Raw genomic sequence first — 15,270 nt, 5'->3', positions numbered from 1 at the left:
CATGTCCGAGATGAAAACAAAGCTCCGGCCGTTCAAGGATTATCCCGCAAAGCATTTCCGCTGGCAGGTCGACGCGAGCGGCCGCGTCGCGACGATCACGCTGAACCGGCCGGATAAGAAGAACCCGCTGACCTTCGAGTCGTACGAGGAGCTGCGCGACCTCTTCACCAGCCTCAAATACGCCTCCGACGTCCGCGCCATTGTGTTGACCGGTGCCGAGGGCAATTTCTGCTCCGGCGGCGACGTGTTCGAGATCATCGAGCCGTTGACGCGGATGGCGATGCCGGACCTGCTCGCCTTCACCCGAATGACCGGCGAGGTGGTGCGCGCGATGCGCAAGTGCCCGCAGATCATCGTCGCCGCGATCGACGGCATCTGCGCCGGGGCCGGCGCGATGCTGGCGCTGGCGTCCGACCTCAGGTTGGCAACACCGCAGGCCAAGACCGCTTTCCTGTTCACCCGCGTCGGCCTTGCCGGCGCCGACATGGGCGCGTGCGGATTGCTGCCGCGGGTGATCGGGCAGGGCCATGCGGCCGATCTGCTCTACACCGGCCGCGCGATGAGCGCCGACGAGGGCTTTGCGTGGGGCTTCCACAACCGCCTGGTGCCGGCGGCGGAGCTCGCTGGAGCCGCGCACGACATGGCGCGCTCGCTCGCGGATGGGCCGTGGTTCGCGCATGGAGTGACCAAGACGATGTTCAACCAGGAATGGGCGATGGGCGTCGACGAGATGATCGAGTCCGAAGCGCAGGCGCAGGCGATCTGCATGGTGACCGGCGATTTCCGCCGCGCCTTCGAGGCCTTCGCCGCCAAGCAGAAACCCGCCTTCGAGGGCAATTGAGATGATCGAGATCCTGCAACCGGACGAATGGGCGAAGCCGGTCGGCTACGCCAACGGCATGGCCGCGCGCGGCAAACAGATCTTCATCGCGGGCCAGATCGGCTGGAACGGGCAATGCGTGTTCGAGACCGACGATCTCGTGGCGCAGATCGGGCAAACCTTGCGCAATATCGTCGCGGTCGCCGCCGCGGGCGGGGCCGGTCCGGAGCACATCGTGTCGATGACCTGGTTCCTACTCGACCGTAAGGAATATTCCGCGCGGCTGAAGGAGATCGGCGCCGTCTATCGCGACGTGATCGGCCGGCGCTTTCCGGCAATGACCGCGATCCAGGTTGCCGGCCTGATCGAGGACCGCGCCAAGGTGGAAATCCAGGCCATCGCGGTGGTGCCGGATTAACGACGATGTACCGCCAAACCCGTCATCCTGAGGAGCGCGTAGCGCGTCTCGAAGGATGCACGGCCCGGCTGGTGGCCGTCGACCCTTCGAGACGCGCGTTCCGCGCTCCTCAGGGTGACGGGGACAGATGGGAAAGCGCTGTGAGAACGTTAATCCTAAGCCCAAGCAAGGCAGGTCGGTCCTAGCCGCGGCCGACAAACCCGCTTGCAGCCGGACAAGCGGGCGTGCGACCCTAGGCGAAAGCGTAAACGCGTCCTGTTGTGAGTGGAGTAAGGGACGATGAAGGCGATTATCGTCGGAGGCGGAATTGGAGGCCTCACCACTGCGCTGATGCTGCGCTCCCGCGGCATCAGCTGCGAGCTGTACGAACAGTCCGAGACGATCCGCGAGCTCGGCGTCGGCATCAACACATTGCCGCATGCGATCCGCGAGCTGGCGGGGCTTGGCCTGCTCGACAGGCTCGACGACGTCGCGATCCGCACCTATGAGCTGTTCTACCTGACGCGGCATGGCCAGCAGGTCTGGCACGAGAAGCGCGGGCTCGATGCCGGCCATGACGTGCCGCAATTCTCGATCCATCGCGGCCGCCTGCAAGGCGTGATCCATCAGGCGGTGATCGACCGGCTCGGCGCGGATGCGATCCGCACCGGCTGCCGGCTCGGCTCCTTCACGCAGGACGAGGGCGGCGTCTCGGCGTATTTCTTCGATCGCAGCGGAGCCCACGTGCACACCGCGCGCGGCGACATCCTGATCGGCGCCGACGGCATTCACTCCAAGGTGCGCGAGACGCTGTTTCCGGGCGAGGGCGGGCCGTGCTGGAACGGGCTGATGCTGTGGCGCGGCGCCACCGACTGGCCGGCCTTCCTGACCGGACGCTCGATGATCATCGCCGGCGGGCTGAACGCCAAGGCCGTGATCTATCCGATCGCGCCGGGTTCGAGCCCGGCAAGCCGGCTCACCAATTGGGCGGTGCTGGTGCGGATCGGGGATGGCACTTCGCCGCCGCCGCGCCGCGAGGGCTGGTCCAATCTCGGCCGGCGCGACGAGATGATGCCCTATGTCACGAGCTTCACGATTCCGCAGGTCGACTTCACCGGCCTGATCAACGCGACGCCGGAGTTCTGGGAGTATCCGTGCTGCGACCGCGATCCGCTGCCGTATTGGTCGAGCGGCCGCGTCACGCTGCTCGGCGACGCCGCGCATCCGATGTATCCGGTCGGCTCGAACGGCGCCTCGCAGGCGATTCTCGATGCGCGCTGCCTCGCCGACATGCTGGCGCGCGCAGAGCATCCGCGCCAGGCGCTGGCGGCCTATGAGCGGCAGCGGCTGCCGATGACCGCCGACATTGTCGCCTCCAACCGCCGCGGCGGCCCGGAGGGCGTGATCGACGCCGTCGAGCAGCTTGCGCCGCAGGGCTTTACCGACGTCGACACCATCCTCAATTACGAAGCGCGCGAAGCGATCGTGCGCGGCTATGCCGCCAAGGCCGGCTTCGCCGCGCGCGTGGTGGCGCGGCAGTAGGTCGAGCCGACATGACTGCTCCTCATGATGAGGAGACAACGTTCAATCCGTCACCCTGAGGAGCGCGAAGCGCGTCTCGAAGGGTCGACGGCCACCAGCGGGGCCGTGCATCCTTCGAGACGCGCGCAAGGGCGCGCTCCTCAGGATGACGGAGAGAAGCCGGCTTTGCGGCGCGCGCGTGTGGTGGCGCCGCAAAGCCAAGGAGGCGATTACGCCGGAGGCGGCGGCAGGAAGTGGATGTTGTGCTCGGCGGCGAGCCGCACCACGTCATCCGGGTTCTGTTCCTTCATGTTGTGGATCGCCCAGAACAGGTCGTAGAGCCGGCGCGTCGGCGACACCCAGAACAGCGTCTTGGCCGTCTGCTGCGACTTGTTGAAGATGCCGTGCGGCTTGCCCATCGGCAGGCGCACCAGGTCGCCGGGCGTCGCGGATTCGTCGGCACCGTCGAGCATGAAGTCGAGCTTGCCTTCGAGGATATAGAGATACTCGTCCTGGTCGGGATGGATGTGCGGCGGCACGAAGGTGCCGGGCGGGAAGGTGGCGTGCCAGGAGAACGAGTGTTCGGTGCGGCTCTTCGGCACGTAGGTCTGGCCGAGGATGCCCCAGGAAATGCCCTGGATGCCTTCATTGGCGCGGGTGATGCCGGCGATCTCGTCTTTCATCGTCATGTTTCCCTCTCTTTTGTTTGACGCGTTTGCTTCACGCGAACCGGTGTCCACTTTGCTTGAAAACGCTTTGTGACTTACTTGGCGGCGCAGTCCCTGGCGTAGCGGTCGCCGTAGTTCGAAAACACCTTTTCGACGATCTCGGTCTGGAATTTGCCGTCCGGCCGCTTCGCGACCTTGGTGAGGTAGAAATCCTGGATCGGATAGCCGTTGTTGTTGAACTTGAAGTTACCGCGCAGCGAGGTGAAGTCGGCCTTCTTCAGCGCCGCGGCGACCGCGTCCTTGTTGGAGAGATCACCCTTCACGGCCTTCACCGCGCTGTCGATCAACAGCGCCGCGTCATAGGCCTGCATGGCATAGGTGCCGGGCACGCCGTTATAGGCCGCCTCATAGGCCGCGACGAATTTCTTGCTCTGGGGGTTGTCGAGGTTCGGCGCCCAGTTGGCGCCGCCGAACATGCCGACGGCGGCGTCCTGCTGCGCGGGCAGCGTGGATTCGTCGACGGTGAAGGCGGAAAGAACCGGCACGGTGGCGCCGGCCTGCTTGTATTGCTTGACGAGGTTCACGCCCATGCCGCCCGGCATGAAGGTGAACAGCGCGTCCGGCTTCTGCGCGGCGATCTTGGACAGCTCGGGCTGGAAATCCAGCGTGTTGAGCGGCGTATAGGATTCCTCCGTTATCTCGCCCTTGTAGTCGAGCTTGAAGCCGGCGACGGAATCGCGGCCGGCCTGATAGTTCGGCACCAGGAGATAGACGCGCTTGTAGCCGCGGTCCTGCGCCACCTTGCCGAGGATCTCGTGCACCTGGTCGTTCTGGTACGACGTCACATAGAAGAACGGATTGCACTCCTTGCCGGCATAGCTGGAGGGGCCGGCATTCGGGCTGATCAGGAAGGTCTTGCTGTCGGTCACCGGGCGATGGATCGCCAGCAGGATGTTGGAGAAGATCGGGCCGACTACGAAATCGACCTTGTCGCGCTCGAGCAGGCCGCGCACCTTGACCACGGCCGCGTCGGGCTTCAGCTCGTCGTCGGCGTTGACGATCTCGACGTCGCGACCGGCCATCTTGCCGCCGAGGTCCTTGACCGCGAGCGCAAAGCCGTCGCGGACCTGCTGGCCCAGCGCCGCGGCAGGTCCCGAGGTCGTCACCAGCACGCCGATCTTGATCTTGTCCTGCGCGGCCGCCGGGGTCGCCGCGATCCCCAGCAGCGCCGCCAATCCCATGAGTTTTGTCAGTTGCTTCATGTCACTCCCCCAAAGCATTGTCTTGATGCCTTTCCAGCTTGGCCGCAGCTTAGTCTGACGCGCGCGACCGCTGCAAGCGATGTGGCATTGCGTCAGGCCGCCGGTTGCGCAATTTGCAAGTGCCGTCGCACGCCATGCAAGCGCCGCGCCAATTGCTTGAAGTTTAAAGAAATTGCAGGATCGCGCCGGCATTCCCCGCAAGATTCGCAATTGTCCTTGCGGGACGCCGCGAATTGCTTGAAGCTCAAAGCAATCGGTCCAACCGAAACCCGCCGCGGAGGCACGATCGCCGCATGATCCTCGATTCCGAAACCAAAGCCGTCGAACTGCCCGACGATCACGGCACCGAGCTCCGGCTGTGGCTGCGTCTGTTGACCTGCACCACGCTGATCGAAGGCGAGGTCCGCAGCCGGCTGCGCGAGAAATTCGACGTCACGCTACCGCGCTTCGACCTGATGGCCCAGCTCGACAAGGTGTCCGACGGCATGACGCTGTCGGACCTGTCGAAGCGGATGATGGTGTCGAACGGCAATGTCACCGGGCTGGTCGAGCGCCTGGTTGAATCAGGCCATCTCGATCGCCGCACCTCGGAAACCGACCGCCGCGTGCAATTCATCCGGCTGACAAAGACCGGCCGCGCCGAGTTCCGCAAGATGGCGGCCGAGCACGAGAAATGGATCGCCGATGTCTTCAGCGACCTGTCGCCGAAGGATATCCGCGAACTGATGCGGCTGCTTGCCAAGGCGAAGGGCTCGGCCCAGCGCTCGGCCAAGGCGCGGACCGCCTAAGCCGTGAGCGGGATCGATTACGAGGTCGAGTACAACAACCGGGCGCGGGTGCCGGAGAACCCGGCGATCATGGCGGGCTGGGCGAGGGACTCTGCGGCCTATCGCGAGCAGCATCCGCCACGGCGCCTGACCTATGGCCCGGGCAGCCGCAACGTCATCGATCTGTTCGAGGGTAACAGCGACGGGCAGCTCGTGGTCTTCATCCATGGCGGTTACTGGCAGGCGCTGGACGGCTCGTCCTCGAGCCATTGTGCGCGCGGCCTCAACGGCCACGGCGTCAGCGTCGCGGTGCCTAGCTACGATTTGTGCCCCACCGTCTCGGTCGCTGACATCATCGGCGAGATGCGCGCGGCGTGCCGCGAGCTGGCGAAGCTCGGCCGGCCGCTGGTCGTGTCGGGGCACTCCGCCGGCGGGCATCTTGCCGCATGCATGCTGGCGACCGATTGGCCGGCCTATGATGCGTCGCTGCCTAACAATCTGGTCAGGGCTGCTTACGCGATATCAGGCCTGTTCGAGCTCGAGCCGCTGGTCGGCACCACCATCAACAAGGCGCTCGGCCTCGACCGCGACGCAGCAAGGGCGGCGAGCCCGCTGCTCTGGAAAGCACCCATCGGCGCCACGCTTGATGCGGTGGTTGGTGGCGCCGAGAGCGCCGAATATCACCGGCAGAGCCGGACCATCGTCGATGTCTGGGGCGGCGCGGGCGTTGCAACGCGGTTTGGCATCGTGCCCGACGCCAATCATTTCACCGCGATCGCACCGCTCGCCGACCCGGGCTCGGCGATGGTCGCGCGGCTGAAGCAGCTCACACAGATCTAAGTTCGGAGGGGTGCCGGCGCTTTCCATGCGACATCTACCCTTGCGCCAAATTATTTTAAGTATAAAATGATTGATGATTGGAACGCTGCCGGGCGTCCTCGATATCAGTCGTCTCGACGTTGGTCTTTGGCCTTTCTGGATGGAAAGCGAGGGCAATCGAATGTCAGGTGAATTTCCCGGGCTCGGCCCATCCGGGCATGTCGACGATTTCGCGCGGCGCAACCTGCCGCCGTCAGAGCAATGGCCGCAGCTGCTGCTCGACCGTCCGGAATTCAAATATCCCGACTATCTCAACGCCGCGGTCGAATTGACCGATCGGATCGTCGAGCAGGGGATGGGTGATCGCATCGCGCTGATCGGCAACGGCCGCCAGCGCACCTACAAGGAGTTGACCGACTGGTCGAACCGCCTGGCGCATGCGCTGGTGGAGAATTACGGCGTCAAGCCCGGCAATCGCGTCCTGATCCGCTCGGGCAACAACCCGGCGCTGGTCGCGGCCTGGCTCGCGGCGACCAAGGCGGGCGCCGTCGTCGTCAACACCATGCCGATGCTGCGCGCGGGCGAGCTGGCCAAGATCGTCGACAAGGCCGAGATCGCGCTGGCGCTGACCGACAGCCGCATCGCCGACGAACTGGTGGCCTGCGCCAAGACCAGCAAATTCCTCAAGCAGGTGGTCAATTTCGACGGCACGCAAAACCACGATGCCGAGCTCGACCGGATCGCATTGAACAAGCCGGTCAAGTTCGATGCGGTGAAGACCGGCCGCGACGACATCGCGCTGCTCGGCTTCACGTCGGGCACAACAGGCGAGCCCAAGGCGACGATGCACTTCCACCGCGATCTCCTGATCGTCGCGGATGGCTATGCCAGGGAAGTGCTCAAGGTGACGCCGGACGATGTGTTCGTCGGCTCGCCGCCGCTCGCGTTCACGTTCGGTCTCGGCGGGCTCGCGATCTTCCCGCTGCGCTTCGGCGCCACCGCGACATTGCTGGAGAATGCGGCGCCGAGCGAGATGATCCGGATCATCGAGACCTACAAGGCGACGATCTGCTTCACCGCGCCGACCGCCTATCGGGCGATGATGGCCGCGATGGACAAGGGCGCCGATCTGTCGTCGCTGCGGCTCGCGGTCTCGGCCGGCGAGACGCTGCCCGCGCCGGTGTTCGAGAGCTGGACCAAGAAGACCGGCAAGCCGATCCTCGACGGCATCGGCAGCACCGAGCTGCTGCACATCTTCATCACCAACCGCACCGGCAGCGCCGTCGGTGGCACCACCGGCACGCCGGTGACCGGCTACCAGGCAAAAATCGTCGACGAAGACATGAACGAGTTGCCGCCGGGGCAGGTCGGCAAGCTGGCGGTTCGCGGCCCGACCGGTTGCCGCTATCTCGCGGACTCCAGACAGACGAAGTATGTCCGCGATGGCTGGAACATCACCGGCGATGCCTTCGTCAGCGACGAGAACGGCCGGCTGTCCTTCGTGGCGCGCGCCGACGACATGATCATCTCGGCGGGCTACAACATCGCCGGTCCCGAGGTCGAGGCGGCGCTGCTCGGACATCCCGATGTCGCGGAATGCGCCGTGATCGGTGCACCTGACGAGGAGCGGGGACAGATCGTCTCGGCGTTCATCGTGCTGAAGGAGGGCGCGCGCAGCGACGATGTCGAGGTCAAGCTGTTGCAAGATCACGTCAAGGCGACGATCGCACCCTACAAATATCCTCGCGCGATCGCCTTCGTCGAGGCGCTGCCGAAAACCCAGACCGGGAAGATCCAGCGCTTCAAGCTGCGCGAGGCTAGCTGAGAGGCGGTGGGCCTATTCATCCCGTCATTGCGAGGAGCGATAGCGACGAAGCAATCCATACTTCCGCGTATGCGGTGAGATGGATTGCTTCGCTTCGCTCGCAATGACGAGGATAGTTCTGTCATTCTGAGTGGACGGCGGCTTACGGCCGTCGCCCCCGGGGATTAGTGAGCCGCACCGCCGCCGGCCGTGTTCTTCGGCTTGCCGGTCAACACGATCGCAATTGCAGCGAGCACCAGCACCATGCCGATGACGGCGAAGGCGTCGCTGAAGCCCAGCACCAGCGCCTGGCGCTTCACGATGTTGCCGATTGCCACGATCGCCTGGTTGTGCGCGGTGGCCGGGTCGGAGATGCCGTGGCTCAGGAAGTAGTTGGTGACCTCGGCGATCCGCGTGCGCACTTCTTCACGCCCGAGGTGAACCGACTGGCCGATGATGTTGGAGTGGAACTGCTCGCGCTTGGTGACGATGGTCGACAGCAGTGCCGTTCCGATCGCGCCGCCGAGGTTGCGCATCATGTTGGAGATGCCGGACGCTGCCGGCGCGTCCTGCGGTGCGACGCTGCCGAGGCTGATGGCGGACAGCGGCGCCAGCGTGATCGCCTGACCGACGGCGCGAACAATGTTTGGATAGAAGAACTGGTCGCCGGAATAGTCGAGCGACATCTGGATATTCATGAAGGAGGAGACTGCGAACAGCGCCATGCCGGTGAACGCGATGTAGCGGGCATCGAAGCGCTGCATCAGCTTCGGCACCAGCGGGATCAGGATCAGCTGCGGCAGGCCGGTCCAGGCCAGCACCTGGCCGATCTGCTCGGCATTGTAGCGCTGCACCTGGCCGAGATAGGCCGGCAGCAGGTACACCGAGCCGAACAGCGCGAAGCCGACGAACACCGCCGAGATCGTGCCGAATCCGAAGCTGCGCTGGGTCAAGAGGCGCAGCCGGAGCAGCGGCTTCTCGACGACCAGCTCGATCCAGACGAACAAAGTGAGGCTGACCGCTGCGATCACCGCGAGCTTGACGATGAAGGGCGAGCCGAACCAGTCATCTTTGTTGCCTTCCTCGAGCACGGCCTGCAGCGCCGACAGGCCGATCGCCATCGTGACGATGCCGAGCCAGTCGCCCTCGCGGAGCAGATGCAGCTGCATCGGCTGCCGTTCAAGCGTGAGATAGAGGGTGCCGACCATCACCACGGTCGGGACTACGTTGACGAAGAAGATGGTCTGCCAGCCGTAATTCTCGGTCAGGTAGCCGCCGATGGTCGGACCGATCGCGGGCGCAAACGTCACGGCAAGCGCGAACATCGCAAGTCCGATCGGTTGCTGCGCCTTCGGCAGCTTGGTGAAGACGAGCGTGAACGCCATCGGGATCAGCACGCCGCCGAAGAAGCCCTGCAGGCCGCGCATCGCGATCATCGAGGGCAGGTCGTGGGTGAAGGCACAGGCGACCGAGAAGATCGCGAACAACGTGGCGAAGGAGATGATGATCTTGCGGAACGAGAACACCCGGCTGAGATAGTCGGTCAGCGGGATCACCACGATCTCGCCAATCAGATAGGACGTCGAGATCCAGGAGCCGTTGTCGACGCCGGTGCCGATACCGCCCTCGATGTTGAGCAGCGAGGCGTTGGTGATCTGGATGTTGAGGATCGCCATGAAGGCGCCGATCATCGCGGCGACGATGGAGATCCAGACGGCCATGCTGGCGCGGTTGGGATCGACCGCTGCGGCTGCTGCGCGGGGCGCCGCAGCCGGCGAGGAGAGCGCGAGGTCGGACATGACATCACCTATTTGAAGGAGGCGACAGCGAGCTTGGGAGAGGCGCTGGAGCGCGGGGCTTCAGCGGTGTACGAAGTGGTCGCGATGGACGGGATCACGGACATGCCGGGTCGCAGCTCGACGGAAGTCGCGTCGAGCACGATCTTCACCGGGATGCGCTGCACGACCTTGGTGAAATTGCCGGTGGCATTGTCCGGCGGCAGCAGCGCGAACTCCTGGCCGCTCGCCGGCGCCAGGCTGTCGACATGGCCGCGTACGACCTGGCCGGGGAACATGTCGACCTCGATCTCGACCGGCTGGCCCTTGCGGACGTTGGTGAGCTGAGTCTCCTTGTAATTCGCGATCACATAGGCGCCGGTGGCCGGCACCAGCGACATCAACTGCGTGCCGGCCTGGACGTACTGCCCGGTACGCAGCGTGCGGTTGCCGACGACGCCGTCGATCGGCGCGGTGATCGTGGTGTAGCTGAGATTGAGCTCGGCCTGGTTTTGCAGGGCAGTGGCTCGTCCCAATGCCGCAACCGCTTGTGCGATCTCGGCCTTGAGCAGTTCCACCTGCCGCTCGGCGGAAGCGAGGTTTGCAGTGTCGCGGGCGATGGCGGCCTGCGCGCTGGCGTAGCGCGACTGCGCCTGCTGCGCGTTCTGCACGCTGCCGTAGCCGGTGCCGGCGAGGTCGGTGTAGCGCTTGTTCTCTTGCTCGGCGAAGGTCTGCGTCGCAGTATCCACCGCGAGCGTCGCGCGCGCCGCCTCGATTACCGAGTGCTGCACGTCGAGTTGCGCGCGCTTGCTGGTGATCGCGGCTTCGGCGGCGGCGACGTCAGCCTTCGACTGATCAAGCGCGACCTTGAAATCGCGCTCGTCGATCCGCGCCAGCTCCTGGCCGGCACGCACATGCTCGTTGTCCCCCACCAGCACCGCGCTCAGATAGCCGGAGACCTTCGGTGCGATGGTCGTGTTGTCGGCCTTTACATAGGCGTCGTCGGTCGAGATCTGAAAACGGCCGACCGTCCAGTAGTCCCAGCCGTACCAGGCACCGCCCGCGAGGACGGCGACGGCGGCGGTGGCGAGAAGCAGGCGGCGGAGCTTGCCCTTCGCAGCGGCCGGGGCCGGCGTGGCGGCCTCCGAATTGGCGATCAATTGCTTGGCGGTTTCGGCCGGAACCTGGCTCTCGGCCTTGAAAGAGGTTTCATGCTGGCTCATGGCAGGCGCTCCTGGAAGCTTTCTATCCCTCTGGGAAACCTTGCGAATTCTGGCCTTGGTCGCCCGGGATAATTAGGAAACTTGATGTTTTCCAAAATAGAGCCCATATTTGGACTGTCAATAGAATGACAGTCATCATCTAAAAGCATGGCTCGCCGATGAACCGGAATGACAAATCCCAGACGGAGCAGACTGCGCCGGCAGCCGAACGGCGCGGTCGCGGGCGGCCGCAGCTTCGTTCCGACGACGAGACGCGCGCGCTGATCTATGAGGCCGCGCGGCGCGAGTTCTCCGAGCGCGGCTTCGCTGCGGCGAGCATCGCCGACGTGGCCTGCCGTGCCGGCGTCTCCACCAAGACGCTCTATCGTTTGATCCCGACCAAACTGGCGCTGTTCGAAGGCATGGTGACCGACCGGGTCGACCGCTTCGTGTCCATCGTGAATCTCGGTGCCTGCGACGGCCGCAATGTTGCGGCGGCGCTGGAGGCCGCGTTGCAGACGTGCGCCGAGCTCATCCTCGACGCCGAGGTGATCGCCCTGCAACGGATCATCTTGGCCGAGAGCGACAAGTTCCCCGACATTGCCGAGACGTTCTACGAAAAGGCCATGCAGCGGACCATCGCCGCGTTGGCGAGCTGGCTCGGCGTGCAGCAGCGGCGAGGGCGGATCGTGCTCGATGATGCCGGAGCGGCCGCCGGCATGCTGCTCGGCATGCTCGTGTTCAAGCCGCAACGCGACGTGATGTTCGGGCACAAGCCGGTGCTGACGCACAGCGAGATCGAAGCGCGCGCCAAGGCGTGCGCGGCGCTGTTCCTGTCGGGATGCGCCGTGCCGGCCGACCAGGTCAAGAAACAGAGCGGAGACGTGTGATGCCGGAGCCGGCCGCGACCTACACCGTCGAGGCGCAGATCTCGCGCGACGACGAGGCCAGATGCGACGATGTGCTGACGCGCTGGATGGCCGCGCTCAATCGTTATGACGCCGCGGCCATGGATGCGCTGATGCACTTCCCGCATGTGCGGATCGCGGGCGGGGCGGTCACCGTCTATCAGCAGAGCGGCAACAATCCGATGGACCTGTTCGAGCGGCTGCGCAAACAGGACGACTGGCACCACAACGCGTGGAATGAGACCAGGCTGGTCCAGTCCTCACCAGCCAAGGCGCACTACGCCGTCCGCTACACTCGTTATCGCGAGGACGGATCGGTTATCGGGGTCTACGATTCGCTCTATGTGTTGAGCCTGCTCGACGGCGCCTGGAAGATCCAGAGCCGCTCGAGCTTTGGTCCCTAGAGCCTGACGAGATTACGCTGAGCTGGAACGGCGTCGATAGTTCACCTCTCCCCAACGGGGAGAGGTGAAGCGGGACCGCGCTAGGCCGATTCAGCCAAAACTTATCGCGCTTAGGTGTTACTTGGCCGCCACCGCCGATGCGGGAGGCTGCGTCAGCACCTGCCGGATCATCCGCGCCAGATCGGCCTTGCGATAGGGTTTCGGCAACAGCGTCACGTCGGGATCGAGACGGCCGTGGTGGATGATCGCGTCCTCGGTATAGCCCGACGTAAAGAGCACGCGCACCGAGGGCAGCCTGGCGGTCACGGCATCGGCCACCTGCCGGCCGTTCATGCCGCCGGACATGATGACGTCGGTGAACAGCACGTCGCAGACGAACCCGTTGTCGACGGCAGCCAGTGCTTCCGGGCCGTTGGCGGTGACCATGGTGCGGTAGCCAAGCTGCTCGAGCTGGGCGCTGACGTAGTTGCGCACCAGCGGATCGTCCTCGACGACCAGGATGGATTCATGGCCGCCGCGCGTGTCGACCGGGGCAGGCGGCTCGACGTCGACCATGTCGCCTATGCTGCGCGGCAGATAGAGCTTGATCGACGTGCCGTGGCCTTCTTCGGAATAGATCTTGAGGTGGCCGTCGGACTGCTTGATGAAGCCGTAGACCATGCTCAGCCCGAGGCCGGTGCCCTTGCCGGTGTCCTTGGTGGTGAAGAACGGCTCGAACACCTTGTCGCGGATCGCCGCGGGGATGCCGCCGCCGGTGTCGCTGACCGCGACCATCACATACTCACCCGCGCGCACGTCGGGGTTGGCTGCGGCATAGACCTCGTCGAGGATGACGTTGCTGGTCTCCAGCATCAGCTTGCCGCCGTCGGGCATCGCATCGCGGGCATTGACGGCGAGATTGAGCAGCGCGGTCGCCATGTGGTTGGGATCGATGAACGCCGGCCAGGCGTCGGGCTCGAGCGCGGTATCGATCTCGATCTGCTCGCCGAGCGAGGGCCGCAGCAGCCGTGCGGTGTCCTGCACCAGCGTGTTGAGGTTCGCTTCACGCGGTTGCAGCGGCTGCTGCCGCGAGAACGCCAGCAGATGCTTGGTCACCTCGGCGCCGCGAAAGGCGGCGTCGCTGATCATTTTTGTCACCGACGACAGCGCGGCATCGTGCTCGACGGCCTCGGCGAGGATGTCGATCAGGCCGGTGATGACGGTCAGGATGTTGTTAAAGTCGTGCGCGATGCCGCCGGTGAGGTGTCCGACGGCCTCCATCTTCTGCACCTGGCGCAGCTTCTGCTCGGCTTCGAGCTGCTCGCGCGCGGCCTCGACCTCGCGGGCGCGCATGAAGATCTCGGCTTCCATCTGCTCAGTGCGCTCGCGCAGCCGGTCCGTCAGCTTGTCCTGCTCGGCGCCGCGCTGCTTCAGCTGGATGAAGCCGGTGACGTCTTCCACCCGGTGGATGATGTAGATGAACTGACCGCTCGGCCCGAACACCGGCGTATTGCGCGGGCTCCAGTACTTTTCCTCGAATCCGCCGCCCTCCGACTCGGGCTTGCGGATGTCGTATTTCTGCACCGACATGGTGTCGGGGCGGCGGAACTGGACCACGCGCTCGAGCGAGGCGCGCAGGTTCCGCACCCCGTCAGCGGCCGGATCGTCCGGATTATCGGGAAAGATCTCGAATAGCACGCGCCCAAGGATCGCGGCGCGCTCGGTCTTGGTGGCGCGCAGATAGGCGTCGCTTGCTGCCACGATACGGAAGTCGGGCTGGGTCAGCACCAGATAGAGGCCGGGCGCCGCCTCGAATAACGCCTTGAAGTCAGGCATCGGCGGGGACTGATTTTGCAGTTCATCCTCCCTCGCAGGGATACGGTCCGCCACTGACCGTACTGAAGATGTGACATGCGTTCGCCGGAACTTCAATGGTTAACATACGGTACCGGCTCGATTTTCTCGATCGTGCGCGCGTTCTTGCTAGTGCGAATTCGGCAGATAGCGCCAGCCCTCCTTGCCGAGGAAGTCCAGCATCGCCTGCGCGGGTGGCAGCAGGATCTTGTCGGCCCGCCTGATCGCGTGCCACTGCCGGACGATCGGCAGACCCTTCACCCTGAGCACCACCAGCCGGCCGTCCTCCAGCTCGTGGAACACGGTGTGCTGGGAAATGAAGGCGATGCCGAGCCCGGCCATGACGGCCTGCTTGATGGTCTCGTTGCTGTCCATTGCCATGCCGAGCTTCGGCTCAAGTCCCACGCGCTCGAAATATTGCTGCATCAGCATCCGCGTGCCTGATCCCTGCTCGCGGGTGATGAAGGTTTCGTTGGCGAGCTCAGGCGGGGAGACGTGCCGGCGCCGCGCCAGCCGATGATCGGGCGCGGCGATGATGAAGTGCGGATGGCGGCCGAGCGGCTTCATCTCGACCTCGACATCGGCCGGCGGCCGGCCCATGACAGCGATGTCGAGATCGTAGCCGCGCAGCGCGTCGCGGATTTCCTCGCGGTTGCCGATCCGCAGCGTCACCTCGATCTTGGGAAAGCGGCGCGAGAACGCCGCGATCGCGAACGGCACGAAGTATTTCGCGGTCGAGACCGCGCCCATCGCAACGCGGCCGCCGCTGCGGCCTGCGATCATGTCGAGCGACTGCTCGCAATCCTTCAGCGCCGCCTCGATCCGCTCGACCAGCGTCAGCACATGCGCGCCGGCATCCGTCAGCGCCATGCCGTCGCCGGTGCGCTGGATCAGCGGCAGTCCCGCGAGCGTTTGCAGGTTGCGGAGCTGCAGTGTCACCGCGGGCTGCGTCAGGTTCAACCGGTTGGCTGCCGATGTGATCGAGCCTGCCTCGTGCAGGGTGGAGAGTGCGCGCAGCTGGCGAATGGTGAGATCCCGCGTGAAGTTGCCGGCCATGCCGAGCTCCATAAGAAATACTTTGCCCGGACCA

Annotated in this window: 14 protein-coding genes; 8 read left to right on the top strand and 6 right to left on the bottom strand. The window is 64.9% G+C overall.

Going from position 1 to position 15,270, the window contains the following annotated elements; genetic code table 11:
* Position 1 precedes the first annotated feature (1 nt).
* From QDT69_RS01055 to QDT69_RS01045, 3 genes are all read left to right on the top strand, one after another.
* Positions 2-841 (top strand): enoyl-CoA hydratase family protein, encoded by an 840-nt coding sequence (locus tag QDT69_RS01055; RefSeq protein ID WP_279704827.1) that lies wholly within the window; start codon positions 2-4, stop codon positions 839-841.
* A gap of 1 nt (position 842) precedes the next feature.
* Positions 843-1,238 carry a RidA family protein gene (locus QDT69_RS01050; RefSeq protein ID WP_279704826.1) on the top strand — a complete coding sequence of 132 codons (396 nt, stop codon included), beginning with the start codon at positions 843-845 and terminating at the stop codon, positions 1,236-1,238.
* Between the two features lie 279 nt (positions 1,239-1,517).
* Positions 1,518-2,759, top strand: coding sequence for a flavin-dependent oxidoreductase (locus tag QDT69_RS01045; RefSeq protein ID WP_279704825.1), 1,242 nt, complete (start codon positions 1,518-1,520; stop codon positions 2,757-2,759).
* Positions 2,760-2,968: 209 nt separating this feature from the next.
* Here the strand turns inward: QDT69_RS01045 and QDT69_RS01040 are convergent, their stop codons facing one another.
* Together QDT69_RS01040 and QDT69_RS01035 are read right to left on the bottom strand one after the other, a co-directional pair.
* The gene (locus tag QDT69_RS01040) at positions 2,969-3,421 is read right to left on the bottom strand and encodes a cupin domain-containing protein (protein WP_050421918.1); all 453 of its coding nucleotides are present in this window, start codon (positions 3,419-3,421) and stop codon (positions 2,969-2,971) included.
* Positions 3,422-3,501: 80 nt separating this feature from the next.
* Entirely contained in the window at positions 3,502-4,668 is a 1,167-nt protein-coding gene (locus tag QDT69_RS01035) for an ABC transporter substrate-binding protein (protein WP_279704824.1), read from the bottom strand.
* Positions 4,669-4,961: 293 nt separating this feature from the next.
* Here QDT69_RS01035 and QDT69_RS01030 point away from each other — a divergent pair, with 293 nt between their 5' ends.
* The 3 genes from QDT69_RS01030 (at position 4,962) to QDT69_RS01020 (ending at position 8,079) form a co-directional block, all read left to right on the top strand.
* The gene (locus QDT69_RS01030; protein WP_279704823.1) at positions 4,962-5,456 is read left to right on the top strand and encodes a MarR family transcriptional regulator; all 495 of its coding nucleotides are present in this window, start codon (positions 4,962-4,964) and stop codon (positions 5,454-5,456) included.
* A 3-nt stretch (positions 5,457-5,459) separates the two neighbouring features.
* Positions 5,460-6,275 (top strand): alpha/beta hydrolase, encoded by an 816-nt coding sequence (locus QDT69_RS01025; RefSeq protein WP_279704821.1) that lies wholly within the window; start codon positions 5,460-5,462, stop codon positions 6,273-6,275.
* A gap of 160 nt (positions 6,276-6,435) precedes the next feature.
* Complete coding sequence (locus QDT69_RS01020; protein ID WP_279704820.1) at positions 6,436-8,079, top strand: benzoate-CoA ligase family protein; 1,644 nt, start codon at positions 6,436-6,438, stop codon at positions 8,077-8,079.
* Between the two features lie 164 nt (positions 8,080-8,243).
* On the opposite strand, the gene QDT69_RS01015 is transcribed toward QDT69_RS01020, so the two are convergent.
* Positions 8,244-9,857 carry an MDR family MFS transporter gene (locus QDT69_RS01015; RefSeq protein WP_279704819.1) on the bottom strand — a complete coding sequence of 538 codons (1,614 nt, stop codon included), beginning with the start codon at positions 9,855-9,857 and terminating at the stop codon, positions 8,244-8,246.
* Positions 9,858-9,865: 8 nt separating this feature from the next.
* Complete coding sequence (locus tag QDT69_RS01010; RefSeq protein ID WP_279704816.1) at positions 9,866-11,056, bottom strand: HlyD family secretion protein; 1,191 nt, start codon at positions 11,054-11,056, stop codon at positions 9,866-9,868.
* Positions 11,057-11,214: 158 nt separating this feature from the next.
* Here QDT69_RS01010 and QDT69_RS01005 point away from each other — a divergent pair, with 158 nt between their 5' ends.
* Together QDT69_RS01005 and QDT69_RS01000 are read left to right on the top strand one after the other, a co-directional pair.
* Positions 11,215-11,925: a TetR/AcrR family transcriptional regulator gene (locus QDT69_RS01005; protein WP_279704815.1), complete on the top strand. Its 711-nt coding sequence runs from the start codon at positions 11,215-11,217 to the stop codon at positions 11,923-11,925.
* Positions 11,925-12,347 carry a hypothetical protein gene (locus QDT69_RS01000; protein WP_279704814.1) on the top strand — a complete coding sequence of 141 codons (423 nt, stop codon included), beginning with the start codon at positions 11,925-11,927 and terminating at the stop codon, positions 12,345-12,347. Before QDT69_RS01005 ends, QDT69_RS01000 begins: the two co-directional genes overlap by 1 nt.
* 117 nt (positions 12,348-12,464) lie before the next feature.
* On the opposite strand, the gene QDT69_RS00995 is transcribed toward QDT69_RS01000, so the two are convergent.
* Entirely contained in the window at positions 12,465-14,162 is a 1,698-nt protein-coding gene (locus QDT69_RS00995; protein ID WP_279704813.1) for an ATP-binding protein, read from the bottom strand.
* Between the two features lie 147 nt (positions 14,163-14,309).
* Positions 14,310-15,236, bottom strand: a complete 927-nt coding sequence (locus tag QDT69_RS00990) for a LysR family transcriptional regulator (protein WP_279704812.1) — start codon at positions 15,234-15,236, stop codon at positions 14,310-14,312.
* Between the last annotated feature and the right edge of the window lie 34 nt (positions 15,237-15,270).

This window comes from Bradyrhizobium sp. CER78, from assembly GCF_029846235.1.
Taxonomy (GTDB): domain Bacteria; phylum Pseudomonadota; class Alphaproteobacteria; order Rhizobiales; family Xanthobacteraceae; genus Bradyrhizobium.
Note: the sequence above shows the minus strand (reverse complement) of the source record. Positions and strands in the feature narration are given on the sequence as shown.